Annotated in this window: 21 protein-coding genes and 2 riboswitches; of the genes, 20 read left to right on the plus strand and 1 reads right to left on the minus strand. The window is 56.3% G+C overall.

Going from position 1 to position 23,850, the window contains the following annotated elements; genetic code table 11:
- Positions 1–213 precede the first annotated feature (213 nt).
- The 18 genes from M8010_RS02055 to M8010_RS02140 all read left to right on the plus strand — a co-directional run bounded on the left by M8010_RS02055 (position 214) and on the right by M8010_RS02140 (position 18,806).
- Positions 214–606, plus strand: coding sequence for an ATP synthase subunit I (locus tag M8010_RS02055; protein WP_250087458.1), 393 nt, complete (start codon positions 214–216; stop codon positions 604–606).
- Positions 607–621: 15 nt separating this feature from the next.
- On the plus strand, positions 622–1,476 hold the full coding sequence (gene atpB / locus M8010_RS02060; protein ID WP_250087461.1) for a F0F1 ATP synthase subunit A: 855 nt from the start codon (positions 622–624) through the stop codon (positions 1,474–1,476).
- A gap of 48 nt (positions 1,477–1,524) precedes the next feature.
- Entirely contained in the window at positions 1,525–1,752 is a 228-nt protein-coding gene (atpE, locus tag M8010_RS02065) for a F0F1 ATP synthase subunit C (protein WP_027830230.1), read from the plus strand.
- 97 nt (positions 1,753–1,849) lie between these two features.
- A complete protein-coding gene (locus tag M8010_RS02070; protein WP_250087464.1) occupies positions 1,850–2,320 on the plus strand; it encodes a F0F1 ATP synthase subunit B in 471 nt (156 codons plus the stop codon).
- Positions 2,321–2,332: 12 nt separating this feature from the next.
- Positions 2,333–2,869, plus strand: a complete 537-nt coding sequence (locus M8010_RS02075) for a F0F1 ATP synthase subunit delta (RefSeq protein WP_250087478.1) — start codon at positions 2,333–2,335, stop codon at positions 2,867–2,869.
- Positions 2,870–2,897: 28 nt separating this feature from the next.
- Entirely contained in the window at positions 2,898–4,442 is a 1,545-nt protein-coding gene (gene atpA / locus M8010_RS02080) for a F0F1 ATP synthase subunit alpha (RefSeq protein WP_250087481.1), read from the plus strand.
- Positions 4,443–4,509: 67 nt separating this feature from the next.
- Positions 4,510–5,370, plus strand: coding sequence for a F0F1 ATP synthase subunit gamma (gene atpG / locus M8010_RS02085; protein ID WP_250087491.1), 861 nt, complete (start codon positions 4,510–4,512; stop codon positions 5,368–5,370).
- A 55-nt stretch (positions 5,371–5,425) separates the two neighbouring features.
- Positions 5,426–6,826: a F0F1 ATP synthase subunit beta gene (gene atpD / locus M8010_RS02090; RefSeq protein ID WP_250087498.1), complete on the plus strand. Its 1,401-nt coding sequence runs from the start codon at positions 5,426–5,428 to the stop codon at positions 6,824–6,826.
- A 36-nt stretch (positions 6,827–6,862) separates the two neighbouring features.
- Positions 6,863–7,285, plus strand: a complete 423-nt coding sequence (locus tag M8010_RS02095; protein ID WP_250087500.1) for a F0F1 ATP synthase subunit epsilon — start codon at positions 6,863–6,865, stop codon at positions 7,283–7,285.
- 167 nt (positions 7,286–7,452) lie between these two features.
- Positions 7,453–8,820, plus strand: a complete 1,368-nt coding sequence (glmU, locus tag M8010_RS02100) for a bifunctional UDP-N-acetylglucosamine diphosphorylase/glucosamine-1-phosphate N-acetyltransferase GlmU (RefSeq protein WP_250087502.1) — start codon at positions 7,453–7,455, stop codon at positions 8,818–8,820.
- Between the two features lie 49 nt (positions 8,821–8,869).
- Positions 8,870–10,702, plus strand: a complete 1,833-nt coding sequence (gene glmS / locus M8010_RS02105; protein ID WP_250087504.1) for a glutamine--fructose-6-phosphate transaminase (isomerizing) — start codon at positions 8,870–8,872, stop codon at positions 10,700–10,702.
- 93 nt (positions 10,703–10,795) lie between these two features.
- On the plus strand, positions 10,796–11,260 hold the full coding sequence (locus M8010_RS02110; protein WP_250087506.1) for a hypothetical protein: 465 nt from the start codon (positions 10,796–10,798) through the stop codon (positions 11,258–11,260).
- Positions 11,261–11,279: 19 nt separating this feature from the next.
- Entirely contained in the window at positions 11,280–11,510 is a 231-nt protein-coding gene (locus M8010_RS02115) for a hypothetical protein (RefSeq protein WP_250087508.1), read from the plus strand.
- Between the two features lie 67 nt (positions 11,511–11,577).
- Positions 11,578–11,666: riboswitch (glycine riboswitch) on the plus strand.
- Between the two features lie 169 nt (positions 11,667–11,835).
- Positions 11,836–13,062 carry a D-amino acid dehydrogenase gene (locus M8010_RS02120; protein WP_250087510.1) on the plus strand — a complete coding sequence of 409 codons (1,227 nt, stop codon included), beginning with the start codon at positions 11,836–11,838 and terminating at the stop codon, positions 13,060–13,062.
- Positions 13,059–14,018: a helix-turn-helix transcriptional regulator gene (locus M8010_RS02125; protein WP_250087513.1), complete on the plus strand. Its 960-nt coding sequence runs from the start codon at positions 13,059–13,061 to the stop codon at positions 14,016–14,018. The genes M8010_RS02120 and M8010_RS02125 overlap by 4 nt, the downstream gene beginning before the upstream one ends.
- A gap of 113 nt (positions 14,019–14,131) precedes the next feature.
- Complete coding sequence (locus M8010_RS02130) at positions 14,132–16,234, plus strand: TonB-dependent siderophore receptor (protein ID WP_250087515.1); 2,103 nt, start codon at positions 14,132–14,134, stop codon at positions 16,232–16,234.
- 143 nt (positions 16,235–16,377) lie between these two features.
- Complete coding sequence (gene nhaB / locus M8010_RS02135; RefSeq protein ID WP_250087523.1) at positions 16,378–17,883, plus strand: sodium/proton antiporter NhaB; 1,506 nt, start codon at positions 16,378–16,380, stop codon at positions 17,881–17,883.
- Between the two features lie 47 nt (positions 17,884–17,930).
- Complete coding sequence (locus tag M8010_RS02140) at positions 17,931–18,806, plus strand: substrate-binding periplasmic protein (protein WP_250087532.1); 876 nt, start codon at positions 17,931–17,933, stop codon at positions 18,804–18,806.
- On the opposite strand, the gene M8010_RS02145 is transcribed toward M8010_RS02140, so the two are convergent.
- The gene (locus tag M8010_RS02145; RefSeq protein ID WP_502846199.1) at positions 18,803–19,426 is read right to left on the minus strand and encodes a DUF3047 domain-containing protein; all 624 of its coding nucleotides are present in this window, start codon (positions 19,424–19,426) and stop codon (positions 18,803–18,805) included. The two genes, M8010_RS02140 and M8010_RS02145, sit on opposite strands and share 4 nt — an antisense overlap.
- A 131-nt stretch (positions 19,427–19,557) precedes the next feature.
- Positions 19,558–19,765: riboswitch (cobalamin riboswitch) on the plus strand.
- A 118-nt stretch (positions 19,766–19,883) separates the two neighbouring features.
- Between M8010_RS02145 and M8010_RS02150 the strand changes: the two genes are divergently transcribed.
- Together M8010_RS02150 and M8010_RS02155 are read left to right on the plus strand one after the other, a co-directional pair.
- On the plus strand, positions 19,884–22,649 hold the full coding sequence (locus M8010_RS02150) for a ribonucleoside-diphosphate reductase subunit alpha (RefSeq protein ID WP_250087540.1): 2,766 nt from the start codon (positions 19,884–19,886) through the stop codon (positions 22,647–22,649).
- A 15-nt stretch (positions 22,650–22,664) separates the two neighbouring features.
- A complete protein-coding gene (locus M8010_RS02155) occupies positions 22,665–23,723 on the plus strand; it encodes a ribonucleotide-diphosphate reductase subunit beta (RefSeq protein WP_250087559.1) in 1,059 nt (352 codons plus the stop codon).
- Positions 23,724–23,850: the final 127 nt, after the last annotated feature.

The raw sequence follows: 23,850 nt of genomic DNA on the forward strand, positions 1-23,850 counted from the left end.
AGCCATTGGTCGATAGTGCGAAAGTACTGACTCGCCCTTAAAACACCACATGTCGTGATCGAAATAGTTTAAAAGCACAACTTGTGTGATATTGGTGGGAATTGCCGTGAAAACTGGCTATTTTTCCATCAAATTTTCCTGCCAGTTCTGTTGAACACCTATCGGTTAACACATATAATTTCGCGCGCTTGCATTAACTCCGGACAGGGTTCTATGCCCCCGACCAGAAAGCGAATTAACCGGTTGCCTTTTTTACAGTGGTTGGCAATCGAAGGCGGGCTCATTATTGTGTTGAGTCTTGTCTGGATCACAGAGAGTCGTTTGGCAGGTTATTCCGCTTTTATCGGCGGTCTTATTTACGTAATACCAAACGCGTATTTTGCTCACCGGATGTACCGGTTTGAGGGCGCGCAGAACGCGCACCTCGTGGTGGGCAACATGTTCAGGGCTGAAACCGTCAAGTTGGCCCTGACAGCCGTCTTTTTTGCGGCCGTTTTCATCTTAATGGAGCCTGTACATGTGCCGGCTCTGTTATTCACTTTTGCTGTGATGGTTGCGTTGAGCCCGCTTATGCGTTGGTTCATCCGGCCAAAACCACAGCGATGACTGGACGAGAGCAGTATGGCAGCTGATACCCCAGTAGAGTATATAAAGCACCACCTACAAAACCTTACCTATGGCAAGTTGCCTGAAGGCTACGAACGTGCCGACGGTACTGTTGTTGAGGAAGCGACCTGGACGATGGCCCGCACCGGGCAGGAAGCGATGGATATGGGCTTCATGGCTATCCATGTTGATACCATGGGCTGGTCTATCGCCATGGGTCTGCTGTTTCTCGGCCTGTTCCGGTTGGTGGCAAAAAAGGCCACAACGGATACACCTTCCGGATTGCAGAACTTCGTGGAAATGACGGTCGAATTCATACAGAACATCGTACGCGACGTTTTCCACGGCAAGAATCCAATCATTGCGCCGTTGGCTCTGACCATGTTTGTCTGGATCTTCCTGATGAACAGTCTGAAGCTGATTCCAGTGGACTACATTCCTTCCATCGCCCACGCACTGGGTCTGGAATACTTCAAGATTGTTCCCACGACCGATCCCAACGGTACCTTCGGGATCGCGATTGGCGTCTTCCTGCTGATCCTGTTCTACAGTTTCAAAGTAAAAGGCCCTGGTGGATTCGCCAAAGAGCTTTCATTCACACCTTTCAATCACTGGTCGCTGGTGCCATTCAACCTGGTGCTCGAGCTGCTGGCGCTGATTATCAAGCCGATCAGCCTGGCACTGCGTCTGTTCGGCAACATGTACGCCGGTGAGGTCGTGTTCATCCTGATTGCGCTGTTACCATTGTGGATCCAATGGACGCTGAACGTTCCCTGGGCGATCTTCCACATACTGGTAGTAACGCTGCAGGCCTTTATCTTTACGACGCTGGCTGTGGTTTACCTCAGCGCTGCGCACGAAGATCACTGATACCCGAAAATAAACCCTTAACTATCTGAGAAAACTGAGGAGTCTTCAATGGAAATGGTATTTATTGCAGCGGCACTGATCATCGGACTGGGCGCCCTGGGCGCTGGCATTGGTTTCGGTTTGCTCGGTGGCAAGCTGCTTGAGTCTACCGCTCGCCAGCCTGAGCTTGGCAACCAGCTGCAAACCAAGGCCTTCATCATGGCTGGTCTTCTGGACGCTGTTCCCATGATTGGTGTTGGTATCGCTATGTACCTGATCTTCGTTGTAGCTGGTTAATCAGCCGAAAGGGTTGTCGGGCGCTGCTCCGTTGAATTGAAGCGGCGCCGCGCTCTACGGACACCGGGACGCAACGAATAGCAAGAGGTACACTGCCGTGAATATAAACCTTACGTTAATAGGGCAAACGATTGCCTTCGCTATTTTCGTCTGGTTCTGCGTCAAATATGTATGGCCACCGATTACCGAGGCCATGAGTGCGCGCCAGAAGAAAATTGCCGACGGCCTCTCTGCCGCAGATCGGGCTTCCCTCGATCTGGAACTTGCGCAGGAAAAAGCCTCCAAGGAACTGCAGAAAGCGAAAGAAGAATCCGCAGCTCTGATTGACCAGGCTAACAAGCGTGCCGCCCAGATCGTTGAGGCCTCCAAGGATGACGCTCGCAAAGAAGGCGAGAAGCTCATCGAACAGGCCCGGGCGGAAATTCAACAGGAGCGTGTTCAGGCTCGTGACGCACTTAGGGCAGAAGTGGCAGCCATTGCCATTGCCGGTGCCGAGAAGATCCTGGAAACCTCTGTCGACGCCAAAGCTCACAGCGAGATGCTGGACAAGCTGGCCGCAGAACTCTAAAAGAGGGTCATCATGGCAGAACTGACTACGTTAGCCCGACCCTACGCGAAAGCCGTTTTTGACGCTGCGCAGGACCAGAACGCTGTCGATCTGTGGGATCAGGCGCTGGCATTTGCCGCTCAGGTTGCGGCTAACCAAGAGGTGAAAATCATTCTGGCCAAGCCGGGCCTGTCTGAGCAACGCAAGGCACAGCTCTTCGTTGACTGTTTTGAAGAACAGCTCCCGGAAGCGCTCAGCAATTTTCTGTCGATTCTTGCCGAAAACAGGCGGCTTGCCCTGTTGCCAGCTATATCCGAGCTGTTCAGCCTCTACCGCGCTGATCTCGAACGCACGGTGAAGATGCAAGTGAGTACAGCGTTCGAAATGACAGCCGAGCAGCAGCAGAAGTTGATCGATGCCCTGTCCAGGAAACTGGAGCGCAAGGTCGAACTTGAATCCTCGGTTGATCAGTCGCTGATCGGCGGGGTGGTTATACGTACGGGCGACCTGGTTATCGACGCTTCGGTTCGTGGCAAGTTGGCGAAAATGGCCAACGCCGTGGGCTCCTGATTTCAGCACAAGGTTTGAGGACAAAGGCATGCAGCAACTGAATCCATCCGAGATCAGTGACATCATCAAGAAGAGAATCGAAAAGCTTGATATCTCTTCGGACGCAAAGAACGAGGGTACGATCCTTTCCGTTTCCGACGGCATCGTGCGGATTCACGGTCTGGCCGACGTTATGTACGGCGAGATGATCGAATTCGCTAACGGTACTTTCGGTATGGCACTGAACCTGGAGCGTGACTCCGTAGGTGCCGTTGTACTGGGTGAATACGAAGACCTGGCCGAAGGCCAGAAAGTCCGTTGTACCGGTCGTATCCTGGAGGTTCCGGTCGGTCCGGAGCTAATGGGTCGCGTCGTAGACGGCTTGGGTAACCCCATCGATGGTAAGGGCGAACTGGGTAACTCCCTGACTTCCCCGGTTGAAAAGGTTGCACCGGGTGTTATCGCCCGTCAATCCGTTGACGAGCCCGTACAGACCGGTCTCAAAGCAATCGACACCATGGTTCCGATCGGTCGTGGTCAGCGCGAGCTGATTATCGGTGACCGCCAGATCGGTAAGACCGCTGTTGCGATTGACGCGATCATCAACCAGAAAAACACCGGCATCAAGTGTATCTACGTTGCCATCGGCCAGAAGCAGTCCTCCACAGCTGCGGTTGTGCGCAAGCTGGAAGAGCACGGTGCCATGGATCACACCATCGTGGTTGCCGCCGGTGCCGCCGACCCGGCCGCGATGCAGTTCCTCGCTCCCTATTCCGGTACTTCCATGGGTGAGTACTTCCGTGACCGTGGTGAAGATGCCTTGATCGTTTACGACGACCTGTCCAAGCAGGCTGTTGCTTATCGTCAGATCTCCCTGCTGCTGCGTCGTCCGCCGGGCCGTGAAGCTTTCCCGGGTGATGTTTTCTATCTCCACTCCCGCCTGCTGGAGCGTGCTTCCCGGATCAATGCCGACGAGGTTGAGAAGCTCACCAACGGTGAAGTGAAGGGTAAGACCGGTTCCCTGACTGCGCTGCCGATCATCGAGACTCAGGCTGGTGACGTATCCGCGTTCGTTCCGACCAACGTAATTTCCATTACCGATGGTCAGATCTTTCTGGAAACCAACCTGTTCAACTCCGGTATCCGTCCGGCAATGAACGCCGGTATCTCGGTATCCCGGGTAGGCGGTTCCGCCCAGACCAAGATCATGAAGAAGCTCGGCGGTAATATCCGTCTGGCGCTCGCCCAGTACCGTGAACTGGCGGCGTTCGCACAGTTCGCATCGGACCTGGACGAAGCCACACGGAAGCAGCTGGAGCACGGTCAGCGGGTAACCGAGTTGATGAAGCAGAACCAGTACAGCCCCATGACTGTTGCAGAAATGGGTACCGTACTGTTCGCAGCTAACGAAGGCTTCCTGGACGATGTCGAGGTCAACGCAGTGGTCAAGTTCGAGGAACAACTTATCGACTGGATGCGCGCTGAACAGAAAGACCTGCTAGACAAGATCGGCGCCGAAGGCAAATTCGACGATGATGTTGAAGCCGGCCTGAAAGCTGCTCTGGAGAAATTCAAGACCACTCAAAGCTGGTAACACACCTGGCCCGCGATTGCGGGCCGGTTGGTCCACAAGAGTGTCTAACTTGAAAAGGCAGTGACTTATGGCCGTCGGAAAAGAAATACGTAACCAGATCGGAAGCATCAAGAGCACGCAGAAGATTACCAGCGCCATGGAAATGGTGGCTGCGAGTAAAATGCGCAGGGCTCAGGAACGCATGCGGGCAACTCGTCCCTATGCGGAAAAGATGCGGCAGGCAATCGGACATATTGCCAAATCCAACAAGGATTACGTGCATCCATACATGAAAGAGCGTGACGTCAAGCGTGTTGGCTACATTGTGGTGTCCTCTGATCGGGGACTCTGTGGTGGTCTGAACGCCAACGCGTTCAAGCTGCTCGTTCGTGAAATGCGTGCATGGAAAGAACAAGGTGTAGAGGCCGATATCTGCGCCATCGGGCAGAAGGCTGCCTCGTTCTTCCGCAGCTACGGCGGAAACGTAGTTGCTGCGCTCACGCATCTGGGTGACAGTCCCAGTGCTGAAAAGCTTATCGGTAACGTCAAGGTCATGCTTGATGCATTTGAGGAAGGCAAGATTGATCGCCTCTACCTCATTTACAATGAGTTCGTGAATACCATGACTCAGGCACCGATAGCAGAGCAGCTTCTGCCCTTGCAGGAAGGCGATGATGAAGAAGTCGGTCACCAGTGGGATTACATCTACGAGCCTGATTCGCGCCCCATCCTCGATGGGCTGTTGCCACGTTATATCGAATCCCAGGTGTATCAGGGCGTGGTAGAGAATCTTGCCTGCGAGCAGGCTGCGCGGATGATTGCCATGAAGAGCGCGACAGATAACGCCGGCGACATCATTAACGAGCTCCAGCTGGCCTATAACAAGGCGCGTCAGGCAGCCATTACGCAAGAAATTTCCGAGATTGTGAGCGGCGCGGCTTCGGTCTGATCCTGCCCACAATCCTACTGGTTTTATTGACTATCAAGATAACGAGGAACCGAGCATGAGTAGCGGACACATCGTTCAGATCATAGGCGCGGTTATCGACGTGGAATTTCCACGTGACTCCGTTCCGGGCGTTTACGACGCACTGCTGCTTGAAGGTGGTGAGACAACTCTGGAAGTTCAGCAACAGCTGGGCGACGGCATTGTCCGCACCATCGCGATGGGCAGCACCGAAGGCCTCAAGCGCGGCCTGAAAGCAGAAAACACCGGCAAGCCGATTTCGGTACCCGTGGGCACTCAGACTCTGGGTCGCATCATGGATGTTCTGGGCCGTCCCATCGACGAGCAGGGCGAGATTGGCGAAGAAGAGCGCTGGGCTATCCACCGGAAAGCCCCGGGCTATGCCGACCAGGCAGCCTCCGCTGACCTGCTGGAAACCGGCATCAAGGTTATCGACCTGATCTGCCCGTTCGCCAAGGGTGGTAAGGTTGGCCTGTTTGGCGGCGCCGGCGTTGGTAAGACCGTTAACATGATGGAACTTATCAACAACATCGCCAAAGAGCACTCCGGTCTGTCGGTATTCGCCGGTGTAGGTGAACGTACCCGTGAGGGTAACGACTTCTACTACGAGATGAAGGACTCCAACGTACTGGACAAGGTAGCCATGGTTTACGGGCAGATGAACGAGCCTCCCGGAAACCGCCTGCGTGTTGCTTTGACCGGCCTGACCATGGCCGAGAAGTTCCGGGACGAAGGTCGTGACGTACTGTTGTTCGTGGACAACATCTACCGTTACACCCTGGCCGGTACCGAGGTATCCGCACTTCTGGGCCGTATGCCATCAGCGGTAGGTTATCAGCCGACTCTGGCCCAGGAAATGGGCGAGTTGCAGGAGCGTATTACCTCCACCAAGACCGGTTCCATCACGTCTATCCAGGCAGTTTACGTTCCGGCGGACGACCTGACTGACCCGTCGCCGGCGACCACCTTCTCACACCTGGATGCGACCGTGGTATTGAGCCGTGACATCGCCTCCAAGGGTATTTACCCGGCGATCGATCCGCTGGATTCAACATCACGCCAGCTGGATCCGCTGACCATTGGCGAGCAGCACTACGACGTGGCCCGTGGTGTACAGAACGTTCTGCAGCGTTATAAAGAGCTGAAGGACATCATCGCCATTCTGGGTATGGATGAGCTGTCAGAAGAAGACAAGCTGACGGTGTCTCGTGCTCGTAAAATCGAGCGCTTCCTGTCCCAGCCGTTCCACGTTGCTGAAGTATTTACCGGTTCTCCGGGTAAATACGTGTCTCTGAAAGAGACTATCGCCAGCTTCGAAGGTATTCTGAACGGTGAATACGACGATATGCCCGAGCAGGCTTTCTATATGTGCGGCGGCATTGAGGAAGTGATCGAGAAAGCGAAGGCAATGAAAGAGAAGGAAGGCAAGAAGAAGTAATACTTCCTTCGCTTTCGGACCCAAGAGGCATCAGAAATGGCTATGACAGTACATTGTGACGTCGTAAGTGCCGAAGAAAACATTTACTCCGGGCTGGTAGAGATGCTGATCGCTACCGGTACCGAGGGTGAAATGGGTATACAGCTGGGCCACGCTCCGCTGCTGACCGAGCTCAAACCCGGATCAGTGCGGATCATCAAGCAGGACGGGAAAGAGGAAATTCTGTACGTTTCAGGTGGCTACCTGGAAGTGCAGCCCAACCTTGTTACCCTGATGGCTGACACGGCTATCCGCGCCAAGGATGTGGACGAGGCAGCCGCACTGGAAGCCCAGAAAGAAGCTGAAAAGGCACTGGCAAACAAGACAGGCGAGTTTGAATACTCCCGTGCCGCAGCCGAGCTGGCAGAAGCCGCCGCCCAGCTGCGTACGATTCAAAAGCTGCGTAAAAACGTTCGCTGAGGCCGGTTATCTCCGGATTCTGCGTATCGGCAGCTGTTCGCCTGACAAGAGCCGCATCCTGAAACGGATGACTCACCGGAAGGTTTCCGGAGTGTCATTTGCCAGGGACGCGGCTTTTTTTATTCAATACACCGAAACTCGCCACCATTGCGGAGCATGGTATACCTATGACATCCCTGCACGTTGTAATTCTGGCCGCGGGCCAGGGTTCCCGTATGAAATCCGCGTTGCCAAAGGTACTGCATCGCATTGCCGGCAAACCCATGCTTCACCATGTGATGGACACCGCTCGTAAATTGGGAGCGGCTGGCATTCACGGTGTTATCGGGCATGGTGCCGATGACGTGAAAGCAATTACCCCGGTTGAGGATGTGCAATGGGCTCTGCAGGAACAACAACTGGGTACCGGACATGCCGTGGCACAGGCGCTACCAAACCTTCCGGACGATGCCCGGGTGCTGATTCTCTATGGTGACGTGCCGTTAACACGCCCGGAAACCCTTGAATCACTCGTCGCCCAGGTTAGTGAGGACTCACTGGCGCTGTTGACGGTGACCCTGGATAATCCGGATGGCTATGGCCGTATCCTCCGCAACGACGATGGCAGGGTTACGGCAATCGTGGAACAGAAAGACGCCACCGATGCACAGAAAGCCGTTAAAGAAGTGAACACCGGCATCCTTGCCGTCTCGGCCCGTCATCTGAAGGACTGGTTGCCCCGGCTGTCCAACAGTAACGCCCAGGGGGAATACTACCTCACGGATATCATTGCTATGGCGTCAGACAATGGTGTCGCGATTGCGGTGGCCCAGCCGGCCAATGAATACGAGGTGCAGGGTGTGAACAACCGGCTGCAACTGGCGGAACTGGAGCGGTGGTATCAGCGTCAGGAAGCCAATCGCCTGATGACCGAGGGTGCTACCCTGGCAGATCCTTCCAGAGTGGATGTGCGGGGCAACCTGTCGGTGGGCCAGGACGTGCTGATCGATATCAACGTGGTTTTTGAAGGCGACGTTACCCTGGCGAACGATGTCAGCATCGGCCCTAATTGTGTCATCCGCGATGCCACCATTGGCACTGGAACCCGGGTTGAAGCCAATTCTGTGATTGATGGAGCGGACATCGGCACTGGTGCCCAAATCGGTCCGTTTGCGCGACTGCGTCCCGGTACCAGGCTGGCTGACCACACCAAGGTCGGCAATTTCGTGGAAACCAAGAAGGCGGAAGTCGGTGAGGGCAGCAAGATCAATCACCTCAGTTACGTGGGCGATGCCCTGCTCGGACGTAATGTGAATGTGGGTGCAGGAACCATTACGTGCAATTATGATGGGGTGAACAAGTACAAAACCGTTATCGGCGACGGTGTCTTCGTGGGCTCCAATACCTCCCTGGTAGCGCCTGTGTCACTGGCAGACAATGTCACTATCGGTGCAGGTTCGACGATTACCCGTAATGTGGACGAGGGCGGCCTTGCCGTAGCCCGTGGCCGCCAGCGTAATATCGACAACTGGGAACGCCCGGTTAAAAAAGACTGACTCAGAAGTCCGAAAAGGCTTTGGTACATCAAGAACAGGTGATAGCTATATGTGTGGAATTGTAGGTGCAGTATCGGAAAGGGACGTTCAGGGTATCTTGCTGGAGGGTCTGCGCCGCCTGGAGTACCGGGGTTATGATTCGGCGGGTATGGCTGTTATCGACAGCAACCAAGCCATAAACCGCGCGCGGGAAGTGGGCAAGGTTGCCGCACTGGCGGACGTTATTACCGGTGACGGCCTCGAGGGTGCTGCTGGTATTGCCCATACCCGTTGGGCCACCCATGGCGAGCCTTCACAGATCAACGCTCACCCGCACATGTCCGGCGAGCGGCTGGCAATCGTGCACAACGGTATTATCGAGAATTATCAGGAATTGCGGGAGGAGCTGAAAGCTGAAGGCTTTGAGTTTACCTCCCAGACCGACACTGAAGTGGTCGCCCACCTTATCGAAAAGCAATACCGCCAGAGCAACAATCTTTACCAGGCGGTCGGCTCGGCGATTGAGCACTTACGCGGCGCCTACGCCCTGGCTGTGATCCACGCCGACGAGCCGGACCACATGGTGGTTTGCCGTGAAGGCAGCCCGTTGGTGGTCGGTGTCGGTATTGGCGAGAACTTCATTGCCTCCGACCAGTTAGCATTGCTGCCGGTGACGGACCGTTTCATGTTCCTCGAAGAGGGCGATATTGCTGATATCCGTCGTGACCATATCGAGATTCATAACCGTGACAAGCAACCTGTAGAGCGTGCAATCACCCGCTTCGAGCACAGCTCGGATGCCGCTGAAAAAGGTGAGTACCGTCACTTCATGCTCAAGGAGATCCACGAGCAGCCGAAGGTGATTCGCGCTACCACTGAAGGCCGGCTAACCAATACCCGTGTGCTGGAACAGGCCCTCGGTACCCAGGCCGGCAACCTGCTGGAAAATGTACGCCATGTTCAGATCATCGCCTGCGGTACCAGCTATCACGCCGGCATGGTGGCGCGCTACTGGATTGAGGACCTCGCAGGCGTGCCCTGCTCCGTGGAAGTAGCCTCGGAGTTCCGCTACCGCAAACACGTTATCCAACCCGATACCCTGTTCCTGTGCATTTCCCAGTCCGGTGAAACCGCCGATACCCTGGCAGCATTGCGCCAGGCCAAGAAGGCCGGTTTCCGCGCGGCCATGGCTATCTGTAACGTCCCCGGCAGTTCTCTGGTGCGGGAATCCGATCTGGTGATCATGACCCAGGCCGGCCCCGAAATCGGCGTGGCCTCAACGAAAGCATTCACCACACAGTTGACGGCACTCTTGATCTTCACCCTGGCACTGGCTCGTCATAACGGCCTCGAGGAAGAGCGGGAGGCAGAAATTGTTGAAGCCATCCGTCTGGTTCCCGGGCAGGTGGAACAGGTGCTGGCACTGGATGGCGAGATCGTGGAACTGTCGAAATCGTTCATGGACAAGTTCCACAGCCTGTTCCTGGGCCGCGGCGCAATGTTCCCGGTGGCACTCGAAGGTGCGCTGAAGCTCAAGGAAATCTCCTACATCCATGCCGAAGCCTACCCGGCCGGAGAACTCAAGCACGGCCCGCTGGCCCTGGTGGATGGCGAAATGCCAGTGGTAACGGTCGCCCCGAACAACGAACTGCTGGAAAAGCTGAAGAGCAATCTGGAGGAAGTGCGGGCCCGGGGTGGCGAACTGTTCGTGTTTGCCGACCAGGCGGCCAATGTGAAGGCTCAGGAGGGTATTCACGTAATGCAGCTGCCATCAGTGCACCCGATTACTGCTCCGATTGTCTACACTGTGCCATTGCAGCTGCTTTCTTACCACGTGGCGGTATTGAAAGGCACTGATGTGGACCAGCCCAGAAACCTGGCTAAAAGTGTGACGGTGGAATAAACAGCAGATCCTCAGAAAATTTTCGGCCACTCTTCTTGCATCTAACGCAAATGGTAATTATTATCATTTGTGACATGATGCAAGGAGAACGATATGGACTTTCTGTGCCCCAATCATCGCCGGCAATTTGCCGAGCTGCCATTGCAGGAACGAAAGGACCTCTGGCTGTTCTGGATGGAAAATGCCCATGCGTGCAGCGAGCGGGAGCAGTGGCGGGACGCTGTCTCCCTCGCTGGTAGCGCATTCGATCTGGCGAGCCTCGATAGTAAGAATGATGAGACCTCCATGCACCTCGAAATGACGCTTGCGGCCATTCTGGTATCCAAGGTGCTGCGTTACTGCGGTGATCGTGCCGGATCGGAGCGTGTGGTCTTTCGTGCAGTGGAGTGTTTGGCCGATGAGCGTTATGCGGCTTCCCATGACGGCTGTGAGTTGAAGGAGTGCGTTTCAGTGCTGTTGGATCGCTCGCGCCAGGCGGAGTTTTTCGCCGACTACCTGAACTGGCCATCGTTACCGGTTGGTCTGGCGAACAGAGCCTGTTCCAGGGTGCTTCACTGAAACCGGGGGTAGCATGGGCATGCCATTCAGGCAACCGGACCAGGGACATCTACAGGGCACTGGCGAGAAAGGTATCGACTGGCTTGGGGATTTCAAGCCAGAAACAGTGTCTATTGCAATCGATGCCGACCGCCTTTACCAGCTCCTGCGCGAGCATCAGTTGTATGTCCAGGATTTCTCATGTGCTGATGAGTCCTCCAAGGCCTGTGTGCGCCGGCTGTTGCTGGCGCTTTTGAACCGTCCGGGCTGAGCTCCAGGTGTCATGAAGTGGAATTATTTGCTATGTTCTGGAGCAGATTGATATTCAATGTAAAATAGATAAGTCAGCGGGAGAGATCGAGTCTTACTCGGCGCCGAAGGAGCAACAGCCCCGGAAACTCTCAGGCAAAAGGACCGCTGACATGAAGACTTTCCGAAGAGTTGCCGACGATTGCGTCTGTTGGCACACCGAAGGAGCAAGCGGTCGTTTTCAGTTTGGTTGAAACGGCGCGTGAATCTCTCAGGTCCAGTGACGGAAGGGGTGCTCTCTACCAATCTGTGTAGCGAGGAAGCCCTTGACGCCCCTGGAGACGGTTATGAAGCGAATTGCAGTTATTGGTGGTGGCATTACCGGTATTACCACCGCTTACACCTTGGCCAAGCGTGGCCTGGACGTCACTGTTTACGAAAAACACCGCTATGCGGCGATGGAGACCTCCTTTGCCAACGGCGGCCAACTGTCGGCTTCCAATGCCGAGGTCTGGAACAACTGGCAGACGGTGATCAAGGGCATCAAGTGGATGTCGCGGCGGGATGCGCCGCTGCTGGTCAATCCCAAGCCTTCCTGGCACAAACTCAGCTGGTTTGCCGAGTTTATTGCCGCCATTCCCCAGTACCAGAAAAACACTACCGAAACCGCCCGGTTGGCGATTGCCGCCCGGGAATTCCTGTTTGCCTGGGCGAAGGAAGAAGGTATCGACTTCGATCTGAAGAAGCAGGGCATCCTCCACATCTATCGGGACAAGGCCGGTTTTGACCACGCTGCGAAGGTGTCGAAACTGCTGGCCGCCGGAGGCCTTGACCGGCGTGCGGTCACTCCCGATGAGATGCGCGACATCGAACCCACCCTGGCTGGCACCTATTACGGCGGTTTCTACACTGAAAGTGATTCCACCGGAGATATCCACAAGTTCACCAATGGCCTGGCGGAGGCCATGGTCCGGCTCGGTGTCAAAACCTGCTATGAACACTCGGTGACGGAACTGAGTGCGGATCAGTCCCATGCCTGGGTCACATCGTTTGATGGTGAAGAGCAAACCCGTGACACGTTTGATGGTGTGGTGATCTGTGCGGGCGTGGGCAGCCGGGAACTGGCCGCAAAGCTGGGGGATCGCGTCAACATCTACCCGGTCAAGGGCTATTCCATCACGGTGCAGCTGGACGACGAGGATTCGCGGAAGGCGGCGCCCACGGTCAGTCTGCTGGACGATGCCACCAAGATCGTCACCAGCCGGTTGGGTGACGAACGTTTCCGTGTTGCCGGTACGGCGGAATTCAGTGGATTTAACCGGGATATCCGCGATGACCGGATTCAGCCGCTTACCCGCTGGGTCGAGCAGTGCTTCCCGGGGGTCTGTACCCGGCGCGTGGTGCCCTGGGCGGGCCTGCGTCCCATGCTGCCGAACATGATGCCGCGCGTCGGCCCTGGTCGCCTGCCCACGGTGTTCTATAACACCGGGCACGGCCATCTGGGCTGGACACTGTCGGCGATCACCGCCGAGATGCTGGCCGAGGCGGTTGAGCCCGCGTCGCCGGGCCGTTGAACACACCTCCCGGCCCAGCGTCATTCAGTATCCGGGATTTCCTGACGTTTGGCCGTGAATACGGAATCAACTACCGTTTTCCCGGAGTTGCTGATCCTGATGCGCTGGCTAGCGACCTGATTGTTGCCAACGGAATCATCGACGAAACCGCCTTGCCATCCGGGTTTCGTTTCACACACTCCGATCTGACGGTCTTTCACAGCTACGAATCGGTGTCGCTGGGTCACGCACCCCTGTTGATAGTGATTGTACTTGAAGGTCAGGTCCGGTTATCGATCGGTGCCGTGCAGCGTGGATTGCAAAGTGGAATGGCCGCCAGCCTGCAACTGCGACCGGAATATGCCCTTGAAGCGCATCAGCCTGCGGGGCAACGGTTAAAAACCGTTGTCCTGGCCTTTGATCCGGCGGAACCAGTGCCCGCAAAGTTAGAACAGGGGTCCCTTCGGGCTTTGCTCAGGGGCGTTCATGATCCGGTGGCACTCTGGGAGGTACCGCCCTTCCTTCTCGTTGCCCTTGAACGTTCCCTTTGCGCGACATTGCCCACACTCCAGAAAACCCTGGTGCTCGAGGGTCTTGCGATGCAGCTGACGGGTTTTGGCCTGCCGGAACAGGTACAACCGCCTGGACGAAGAAGCCGCACCTCCTCACAGCAGCATCAGCGCCTGGAAGCCGTTCGCCAGCTTCTGGAATTCGCCCCGGCGGAAGAATATTCCCTGGATGATCTTGCACGCACAGCCGCCATGAGCCCAAGCAGCCTGAGGGAAAAATTCCGGATGACCTATGGATTATCGGTGTTCGAGTACCTGCGAAATTGCCGCCTGACGCTGGCCAGAAACTATCTGGAGCAGGGGTACTCGGTGCAACAGGCAGCTCATCGGTCAGGCTATCGGCACGCTACCAATTTTGCCACTGCCTTCCGCAGGCAGTTCGGCCTCTCCCCCAAAGACATCCGTTGATCTTGCCAGATCTGGCGTTGGCCATATAAAACCTGTCATACCTCATATCTATTTTTGGATCCAAAAGAGAATAATTCGCATTACATTATTGTCAGATCCAAGAGAGGTTTTTGATGTTCCAACACACCCGATTGTCATTGGTCATTGCCGCTGCCCTTGCCGGCACTGCAGGCTCGCCAACGGTCCTGGCCCAGGGACAGGGTGAGCCGGAAATGCTGGATGCTCTGAATGTGACAGCAACCCGCAGCGCCACCAAAACCGAAACTCCGGTGATGGAAACGCCCCACTCCGTCTCCGTGATCGACCGTGAAAACTGGGAAGAGAAAGGGGCGCGCACCGTGCAGCGTGCCGCTGATTACACCCCGGGTGTGGGCACCAATCAGGTGGGCTCGTCCAATCGTTATGATTACCTGATCCTGCGTGGTTTTTCCGATGGCAGCATCAATAATACCTACCTGGATGGTCTGCGTGTGATGAATGATGGCGGGTCCTATAGCTCATTCGCTATTGATCCCTGGTTCCTTGAGCGCATCGAGATTGTCAAAGGCCCCACCTCCGTACTCTACGGGCAGGGCTCCCCCGGCGGTATCGTGGCGTTAACCAGCAAGCGGCCGCAATTCACAGACCAGGGCGAAATCCGGGTAAGCCTTGGCAATAATGCACAACGTAGTTTCGCCTTTGATGTTACCGGGCCAGTGGATGATGAGCAGCGGTTGGCTTATCGCCTGACCGGGATTGCTTCCGCTGCTGATGCGCAACAGGACAAAGTGGAACTGGAGCGCAGGGCCATTGCCCCTTCGTTGACCTGGGACATGACCGACGACACCAGCCTTACACTGCTGGCGTACCTCCAGCGCGATCCTGAAGGTGGCTACCACAGTGGCTTGCCTTACGAGGGCACAGTCGTTTCCCGTAATGGCAGAAAGATTGATAACAGCTTTTTTGAGGGTGAGCCGGATTACGACTCGTTCCGGCGCGATATGGCCATGGCGGGTTACGATCTGGAGCATCGAATCAACAATAACTGGTCCGCGCTGCAGAAAGCCCGTTACCTGGATTCCGATGTCCAGTTGAAGCAGGTGTATGCGTTCCGCTGGGCGTCGGATACCGAGCTTAACCGGTACTACTCCGGTGGTGACGAAGACCTGCAGGCAGTCACCGTGGATAACCAGCTTCAGGGCGAGCTTACAACCGGCGCTGTAGACCATACTCTGCTGCTGGGGCTTGACTATCAGCAGCGGGAGAACGACGTCGAGTGGCCGTCAGGGGCGTTTCCTGCCATTGATGCCTTTGACCCCGAATACGGAGCCGAACCATCAGCCTTGTATCCGCCTGTACGCCATCTGCGCAAGCAGAAACAGATCGGGGTCTATGTTCAGGACCAGTTGGCCGTCGGTGGCTGGCGGCTTTCGCTGGGTGGCCGTCATGACCGGGTCGAGATCGAAAACACCAACCGTGACACCGGCGATGTAACCGAACTGGAGGAGAACCAGTTCAGTGGTCGGGCCGGTCTGCTCTACCTTTTCGATAATGGCATCGCACCCTATGTTTCTTACTCCACATCGTTCTCGCCCAGTGCCTTTACCGATGAGAATGGTGATTTGCTGGAACCCAGCGAGGGCAGGCAGATTGAAACCGGGCTGAAATACCAGCCAGTGGGCACCCGTGATCAGTACACGATATCCCTGTTCCGCATCAACCAGGAGAATCTGGCTACCAAGCTGCCACAGGAAACCTTCTACCGCGGTATTGGTGAAATCGAATCACGGGGTGTGGAGCTCGAGGCCAATACTCACGTAACTGACAACCTGAATCTTCAGTTCGGTTACGCCTACACCGACGTCACCTTCGAGGAGTCCGAAGCGTACCGTCAGGGTAAAAGTGCAAGCCAGGTTCCCGAGCATCAGCTGACCCTTTGGGCAGGGTACCGGTTCTCCCGCGGGATACTGGACGGCGCCAATGCCGGGTTGGGTGTGCGCCATATCGCGGATATCTATGCCGATGATGCCAACACCAGGAAGGTACCGGACTACACCCTCGTGGATCTGGCCCTGGGATACGATCTTGGCAAACTGGGCCTGGACGGCGTTTCCACTCAACTCAATGTGAATAATCTGCTCGACAAGGAGTATGTAGCCTCCTGCTACAACAGCCTGGATTTCTGTTACTACGGCGCTGAGCGGAACATAACGGCGTCTCTTTCCTACCGTTTCTGACCGGCCCCCTTCCTGGTTGCGGTTAATACCAAATAGTCACCTACCCGGTACCTTCGATGGATTACCGGGTAGGGAAATATCAAGGAAGATACGGGCGATTGCCATATACTGTCGCTCGTCCGCTAACTCAGAAGATTCCCGCAATGCCCACAACCGTTCTGTCCGGCTTTACTCACAACTTCCTGGGTAACGCACCCGCCTGGTACAAACAGGTCATTATTCTTTTTCTGATTGCTAACCCGCTGATTTTATGGACTCTGGGCCCCGCCGTGGCCGGCTGGGTTCTGGTGGGCGAGTTTATCTTTACCCTGGCTATGGCCCTGAAATGCTACCCCCTGCTGCCGGGGGGCCTGCTGGCCATTGAGGCTCTGCTGGTGGGCATGACCACAGCCGATGCGGTGTACCACGAAGTGCTGGTGAACTTTCCGGTTATCCTGCTGCTGATGTTCATGGTTGCGGGCATCTACTTCATGAAAGAGCTGCTGCTGGTGACGTTTACCCAGATACTGGTGGGCGTGCGTTCCAAGTCGGCGTTGTCACTGCTGTTCTGCGCCGCTGCGGCATTGCTGTCGGCCTTTCTGGATGCGTTGACTGTTACCGCAGTGATTATCAGTGTTGCCGTGGGCTTCTACTCGGTTTACCACAAGGTGGCTTCCGGCAAGGGTTACCACCACGCTGATCACAACGCCAACAGCGATGACCATGTGATCGAACTGCACCGGGAAGACCTGGACAAGTTTCGGGCGTTTCTGCGCAGCCTGTTGATGCACGGTGCCATCGGTACCGCGCTGGGCGGGGTGGCCACCATGGTCGGAGAGCCACAGAACCTGCTGATCGCCAAGGTAGTGGGCTGGGATTTCGCCAGTTTCTTCCTACACATGGCACCGGTCAGCTTACCGGTGCTGGCCGCTGGCCTGACGACCTGCTGGCTGCTGGAGAAGCTACGTTGGTTCGGTTATGGCGCCCGCCTGCCGAAACCGGTGCGGCAGGTGCTGGAGGAATTTGCTGACAACGAACGCACCAAGCGTACCAAGGCTGACCAGGCTGCTTTGTGGGTACAGGCACTGGCGGCACTGATTCTGGTTATTGGCCTGGCATTTCATCTGGCGGAGGTGGGGCTGATTGGCCTGCTGGTGATTATTCTCATTACGTCGTTCACCGGTGTTACCGACGAGCACCAGATCGGCAAAGCGTTTCAGGAATCTCTGCCTTTCACCTCCCTGCTGGTGGTGTTCTTTGCTCTCGTTGCGGTGATTCATGAGCAGCATCTGTTCAAGCCGATCATTGATTTTGTGCTCAGCCTGCCTCAGGACCAGCAACCGGGCATGTTCTTTATTGCCAACGGGCTGCTGTCGATGATCAGCGATAACGTGTTTGTTGCAACGGTCTACATCAGCGAAATCAAACAGGCCCTGGATGCCGGCAGTATCGACTACGAGCATTTCCAGGAACTGGCCATTGCTATCAATACGGGCACCAATCTGCCGAGCGTAGCCACACCCAATGGCCAGGCGGCGTTCCTGTTTCTGCTGACGTCTGCCATCGCTCCACTGGTGCGTTTGTCCTACGGGCGGATGGTCATCATGGCGTTCCCCTATACCATCGTGATGGCTGCGGTTGGCCTGTTCAGCGTTATCAACCTGGTCTGAAACCGGCTGGCGATCAGTGCATTCCTGCGCAGGTCTGTTACTCTTTTTTGTATATTGAAAAGAATTGGCCACCGGCAACGATGATAATAAAAGCCAGAGATCTGATGAGGTTGTTCCGTTTTGTTCTGCATTGCGGGCAGTTAGGTGTTGCTCGCCCGTTGACTCTTTTGCTGATCGTATACCTGTCGCTTGTCGGCCCCGCGCACGCGCAGCAGGTCCGCGATACTCTGAAAGTTGGTTATTTGGATGTGCCACCGCTGACATACCAGGCTGAAAATGGCCGTGCCGAAGGCGTTTTTATTGAATTGACCCGTCAGGTCGCGGAAGAAGCCGGGTATGATCTGGAGTTCCGGTATTTGCCGATAAGCCGCGCCTATTTTTACCTGCGCACAGGCGGCATCGACGTATGGCCGGGTGCCACCGATATACCGGCGCTCGAAAATCAAGTCTTGGAGAGCTTTGTCAGCCCCTTTTCTTTACAACTCAGTGCCTGGGGGGTGCAAAACGCGCCGCCGGTGGCTCACTTTAACGATCTGATCGGTAAGACTCTTATTCTGATTGCAGGCTATACCCACAGCGGACTGGATTCCGTGCTGGAATCCAGTCCTGCAATCACGGTGATCTATGCGCCGAATCACCGGGCTGGCGTCGCGATGCTGGCGCGTGGGCGGGGAGATTACCTACTCGGTTTTCGCCAAGCGGTCCGGGCTGTGCTCAAGGAGTTCCCGGTTCCCGGGATTCGCGATTACCCCGTGCGAACCAGGAACGCCGCCTGGGTATTCTCACTGGCCAACCCAAGAAGTGCTCAATTGCGGGACGAATTTGACAATGCTTACCTCCGTCTTGCAGACAGGGGTGAAGTTCCGCTGTATCGGGCATTCAGTGAAGGTTTTGTGCTTCCAGGACTACCACAATCGCCTTAGGGCCGGACCAGCTCTACATCGCCGTACCAGGCGGTGGCAGATTCCCCGGTATTGTCAGAGTCTGACATGATCGCTATTCCCACCAGCTTTGGGGGTTTGCGTCCGAACGCTTCTTTGTAGTCTGCAACGATGTCCCTTTCCACGGTGACCCACTGGCCGGTTTTTTCGGCTCCGGAATTCACCGCCACCATCATCGTGGTATCGGTGAAGGGATTGGCGACGATTTTTCCAGCTGGCAACCGGTTGGCCCAGATGTAGTTCAGGGCGTTGCCGGGCAGTTGCTCCCCGAACACCAGTTCCACCGCTTTCCGTTTGGCGCGCTCAAAAAAGCCGGCGTTCCCGGGCTCGAATTCGAACGCCACATAGATGCGGGCGGGGTAGTCATCGCCGTCCTTCCTGCGGGCATCGCCCTGATCGAAAACATTGGAAACCTTCCAGCGCCAGCGTAGGATCAGCGTGTCTCCGGGTTCAACCGATGCACGAGCAATGAGGCCGGACGCGCTGTTGTCGGTGTTTGCCTCGACAACCTGACTGCCGTCGTCATCAACCAGTTGATAGTGGCTGTGGCGGTCGATTTTCGGAAATTCCAGCGGCTCCCAGCCATCCTCCAGGGATGTCATGGCTGAAAAAGGTTTTACCAGCGAGCCGCCTTCACTGTCTGCATGGACCGGAGTGGTGAGGATCAGGATTGTCAGAAAGTATCTGAGTGCGAGTTTCATGGTGCTCTCTTGTCGTGATCGATTTTACTGTATATAGTATTTGTATCCTTGGTTAAGTACCAGATATGGTGATTACATTGGTACTGGGAATCCGGTGAAAATCCGGAACTGACGCGCAGCGGTATTGGGGAACAAGCGTGGCACAAAGACACTGGCTAACGCCGGGAAGTCGCCACGCAAGGCCGAACCAGACGGTTCATGCCCCTGAGTCCGAAGACCTGCCAGGGAGACAACTGCACCTTCGCGTTTCAAGGTGAGCAGAATCGTAGAACCGACATCGGGCGTTCAATAACGTCCCTCCGATTCTCTCTGCCTGCGCGAAGGACATGGAAAGCAACGCGTATTCAGGAGAATCAATATGTCCACGGCGACCCTAGTCGAGTCCCGGGCTTTCGAGCCAACCGATACCACCTCCCTACAGGTTATTAAACGCAACGGCACCCTGGTTGGATTCGATCCAGCCAAGATCAGTGTTGCGGTGACCAAGGCCTTCCTTGCCGTGGAAGGTGATGAAGCCGCGGGCTCAGCCCGCATTCACGATTCCGTGGAACGGGTCACCCGGCAAGTCATCCAGGCCATCAGCCGGCGCCTGAAAGCTGGCGGCAAGGTACACATCGAAGACATTCAGGACCAGGTGGAACTGGCCCTGATGCGGGCGGAGGAGCAGAAGGTTGCCCGTGCCTATGTACTGTACCGTGAGGACCACGCCCGCCAACGAGCCATCGACGAGCCGATGGAAGCTCACCCCCACCTGACTGTCAGGAAAGCTGATGGCAGCATTGCTCCTCTGGATCTGGGCCTGATGAAGCAGCAGGTGGAGCACGCCGCTACCGGGCTGGATGGTATTGATGGCGAGTCCCTGGTGGAAGGGGCGCTGCGCAACCTTTATGACGGTATTGCCGAGGAGGAAGTGCTGTCTGCCCTGATCATGACGGCCCGCGGGCGCATCGAACAGGAGCCGGACTACAGTGCCGTCACCGCCCGCCTGCTGTTGGAACAACTGCGGCTCGAAACCGCCACTGCCCTCGAATTGCCCCTGGACCTGCCGCTGGCGGAGGTTTATCCACAGGCTCTGAGTGCGCTTGTTCATCAGGGTATTCGCCAGGACCTTCTGGATGAGGCGATGGCAGCCTATGATCTGGAGCGCCTGGGTGCAGCGCTCAAGCCGGAGCGGGATTTTCAATTCGGGTTCCTGGGCCTGCAGACGCTTTACGACCGTTACTTCATAAACTGGAATGGCGACCGCCTGGAACTGCCCCAGGTCTTCTTCATGCGCGTGGCCATGGGTCTGGCGCTGCAAGAGGACGACCCCAACGCCCGGGCCATCGAATTCTATGATCTGCTTTCGTCGTTCGACTACATGGCCTCCACGCCCACCCTCTTTAACAGCGGTACCCAACATTCCCAGCTATCGTCCTGTTACCTCACCACGGTGCAGGACGACCTGGAAGGCATCTACGGTGCCATCCGCGACAACGCCATGCTGTCCAAGTGGGCCGGTGGCCTGGGCAACGACTGGACCCCGGTGCGGGCTCTGGGCGCTCACATCAAAGGCACCAATGGCAGTAGTCAGGGTGTGGTGCCGTTCCTGAAGGTGGTCAACGACACCGCAGTGGCGGTCAACCAGGGGGGTAAGCGCAAGGGCGCAGTGTGTGCCTACCTGGAAAGCTGGCACCTTGATATCGAGGAATTCCTGGAGCTGCGCAAGAACACAGGTGATGAGCGTCGCCGTACCCACGATATGAACACCGCCAACTGGGTGCCGGATCTGCTGATTGAGCGCATGCGCGAAGACAAAGACTGGACTTTGTTTTCACCCAGCGACGTGCCTGACCTTCACGACCTGTATGGCAACGCTTTCCGTGAGCGTTACGAGCATTACGAGGCTCTTGCCGGGCAAGGTAAGATCAAACTGTTCAAAACAATTCCCGCCAAGCAGCTCTGGCGCAAGATGCTCACGGTGCTGTTCGAGACCGGTCATCCCTGGATCACCTTCAAGGACCCCTGCAACCTGCGTTCGCCGCAACAGCACCGTGGCGTGGTGCACAGCTCCAACCTGTGTACCGAAATCACTCTGAACACCAGCGCCGATGAAATCGCCGTGTGTAACCTGGGCTCCATCAACCTGGCGGCTCATATCCGCGATGGGGAGCTGGACGTGCAGCGCCTGGAACGCACCGTAAATACCGCAGTACGCATGCTCGATAACGTGGTCGACATCAACTACTACGCGGTGCCCCAGGCGAAAAACTCCAACTTCAAGCACCGTCCGGTAGGTCTCGGCCTGATGGGTTTTCAGGATGCGCTATACCAACTGAATTTGCCGTACACCAGCCCCGAAGCGGTGGAGTTCGCTGACCTGGCTATGGAACAGATCAGTTACTTCGCCATTCGCGCCTCTGCCAGTCTGGCTGGCGAACGCGGCTCCTATGAGACCTACGAAGGATCTCTCTGGCAGCAAGGTATTCTGCCAATCGACTCCATCAACCTGGTGAGGGAGAACCGCCGGGATGGCGATTTCAGCCTTGATAGCACCAGCCGCCTGGACTGGGCACCGGTGCGGGAACTGATTGCGAAGAACGGTATGCGCAATAGCAATGTCATGGCCATCGCGCCAACGGCCACTATCTCCAACATTGTTGGTGTATCCCAGTCCATCGAACCGGCGTACCAGAACCTGTTTGTTAAATCGAACCTGTCCGGCGAGTTCACGGTGGTGAACCCGTCCCTGGTCCGGGACCTCAAGGCCGAGGGCCTGTGGGACAACGTCATGGTCAACGACCTCAAGTACTTCGACGGCAGCGTTCAGCAAATTGACCGCATCCCCAACGAACTCAAGGCCCGCTACGCCACCGCCTTCGAGATTGACCCCAGATGGCTGGTGGAAGCCGCTGCAAGACGCCAGAAGTGGCTCGACCAGGCCCAGAGCCTGAACCTTTATATGGCGGAACCGAGTGGCAGGAAACTGGATGCCCTGTACCAGCTGGCCTGGGAACGTGGCCTGAAAACCACTTATTACCTGCGCTCCCTGGGTGCCACCGGCGCCGAAAAATCCGCCCCGGTCGCCGCGCCGCAGCCACAGGTGTGCAGCATCGATGAGCCAGATTGCGAAGCCTGCCAATAACCACGGAGATCCACCATGCTTGACTGGAACGACGAACCAACTACCCGAACCCAACCGGCAGACTCCGAAGGCCCGGCCCCGGTCAACGTTGACGACAAGCGCGTCATCAACGGCGAAACCGACATCAACCAGCTGGCGCCGTTCAAGTACCCCTGGGCCTGGGAGTACTTCATGAACGCCAACAAGAACCACTGGACGCCGTTGGATGTGAACATGGCCCAGGATGTCCATGATTACCATCACCGCCTGTCCGCGCCCGAAAGGCACGTATACGAAAACGTGTTGGCCTACCTCACCACCTCCGACATCCTGGCCATGCGCAACATCGGCCTGGCGGTAATGGAGAAAATGAGCGCGCCGGAGCTGCAGATCTACCAGGCCCGGCAGGTGTACGAGGAGGCCATGCACACCTGGGCCTACCAGCACTGCATCGAAACCCTCAACCTCGACCAGAGCGAAATCTACAACCGCTACCGCGTGGTGCCTGCCATCAACGGCAAGATCCAGATGGCCAACCGCCGCCTGGACGCCGCCATGCGCTCGGACATGAACCTGCGCAACAAGGACGACTTACACGAGTTCATCATGTCCTACCTGTTCTTCGCAGCGGTGTTTGAGGGCACCTGGTTCTACAATGGTTTCAGCCCCATTTTCGCGCTGCAGCGCCGTGGCCTGATGCGTGGCACCGGTGAACAGCTGCAGTACATCCTGCGGGACGAAGCCATGCATTTTTCGTTCGGCCTTAAGGTGGTGAACCAGATTCTCGAAGAAGAAAACATCACCCTGGACCCCAAAGCCGTCAGCGAGATGTGGGAAGAGTCCGAAGCTGCGGAGGTTGCCTACGCCAACTACATCCTGAGAGATCCGATCCTGGGTTACTCCGCCGAGTACCACAGCGAACAGTTCCGCTTCGTGGCCAACCGCCGGGCCAGAACGGTAGGCCTGGAAGAACCGTTCCCGGGCGCAAAGAACGTGTCGCCCTGGCTGGATGAACAGGCCACGATGCGCAAGGAGAAAAACTTTTTTGAAACGCGGGTGATTGAATACCAGACGGGGGCACAGTTGGAGTGGTAAGCAAAATGTCGATTTAATTTACAATTTTGCAATGGGCGTTCCAGGAGGGCACGCCCTAAGCTCCCAAAAATAGATTAATAATTAACCAAAGGCTTGAAAGTTGCTTGATTAAGCACTCTTGAAACGC

It is taken from the genome of Marinobacter sp. ATCH36, from assembly GCF_023555055.1.
Lineage (GTDB): Bacteria > Pseudomonadota > Gammaproteobacteria > Pseudomonadales > Oleiphilaceae > Marinobacter.

What these genes read in the sequence shown, in the direction of transcription:
- M8010_RS02055 (WP_250087458.1), top strand. Translation starts at nt 214, where the DNA reads ATGCCCCCGACCAGAAAGCGAATTAACCGGTTGCCTTTTTTACAGTGG.
- atpB (WP_250087461.1), top strand. Translation starts at nt 622, where the DNA reads ATGGCAGCTGATACCCCAGTAGAGTATATAAAGCACCACCTACAAAAC.
- atpE (WP_027830230.1), top strand. Translation starts at nt 1,525, where the DNA reads ATGGAAATGGTATTTATTGCAGCGGCACTGATCATCGGACTGGGCGCC.
- M8010_RS02075 (WP_250087478.1), top strand. Translation starts at nt 2,333, where the DNA reads ATGGCAGAACTGACTACGTTAGCCCGACCCTACGCGAAAGCCGTTTTT.
- atpA (WP_250087481.1), top strand. Translation starts at nt 2,898, where the DNA reads ATGCAGCAACTGAATCCATCCGAGATCAGTGACATCATCAAGAAGAGA.
- atpG (WP_250087491.1), top strand. Translation starts at nt 4,510, where the DNA reads ATGGCCGTCGGAAAAGAAATACGTAACCAGATCGGAAGCATCAAGAGC.
- atpD (WP_250087498.1), top strand. Translation starts at nt 5,426, where the DNA reads ATGAGTAGCGGACACATCGTTCAGATCATAGGCGCGGTTATCGACGTG.
- M8010_RS02095 (WP_250087500.1), top strand. Translation starts at nt 6,863, where the DNA reads ATGGCTATGACAGTACATTGTGACGTCGTAAGTGCCGAAGAAAACATT.
- glmU (WP_250087502.1), top strand. Translation starts at nt 7,453, where the DNA reads ATGACATCCCTGCACGTTGTAATTCTGGCCGCGGGCCAGGGTTCCCGT.
- glmS (WP_250087504.1), top strand. Translation starts at nt 8,870, where the DNA reads ATGTGTGGAATTGTAGGTGCAGTATCGGAAAGGGACGTTCAGGGTATC.
- M8010_RS02110 (WP_250087506.1), top strand. Translation starts at nt 10,796, where the DNA reads ATGGACTTTCTGTGCCCCAATCATCGCCGGCAATTTGCCGAGCTGCCA.
- M8010_RS02115 (WP_250087508.1), top strand. Translation starts at nt 11,280, where the DNA reads ATGCCATTCAGGCAACCGGACCAGGGACATCTACAGGGCACTGGCGAG.
- M8010_RS02120 (WP_250087510.1), top strand. Translation starts at nt 11,836, where the DNA reads ATGAAGCGAATTGCAGTTATTGGTGGTGGCATTACCGGTATTACCACC.
- M8010_RS02130 (WP_250087515.1), top strand. Translation starts at nt 14,132, where the DNA reads ATGTTCCAACACACCCGATTGTCATTGGTCATTGCCGCTGCCCTTGCC.
- nhaB (WP_250087523.1), top strand. Translation starts at nt 16,378, where the DNA reads ATGCCCACAACCGTTCTGTCCGGCTTTACTCACAACTTCCTGGGTAAC.
- M8010_RS02145 (WP_502846199.1), bottom strand. Translation starts at nt 19,426, where the DNA reads ATGACATCCCTGGAGGATGGCTGGGAGCCGCTGGAATTTCCGAAAATC.
- M8010_RS02150 (WP_250087540.1), top strand. Translation starts at nt 19,884, where the DNA reads ATGTCCACGGCGACCCTAGTCGAGTCCCGGGCTTTCGAGCCAACCGAT.
- M8010_RS02155 (WP_250087559.1), top strand. Translation starts at nt 22,665, where the DNA reads ATGCTTGACTGGAACGACGAACCAACTACCCGAACCCAACCGGCAGAC.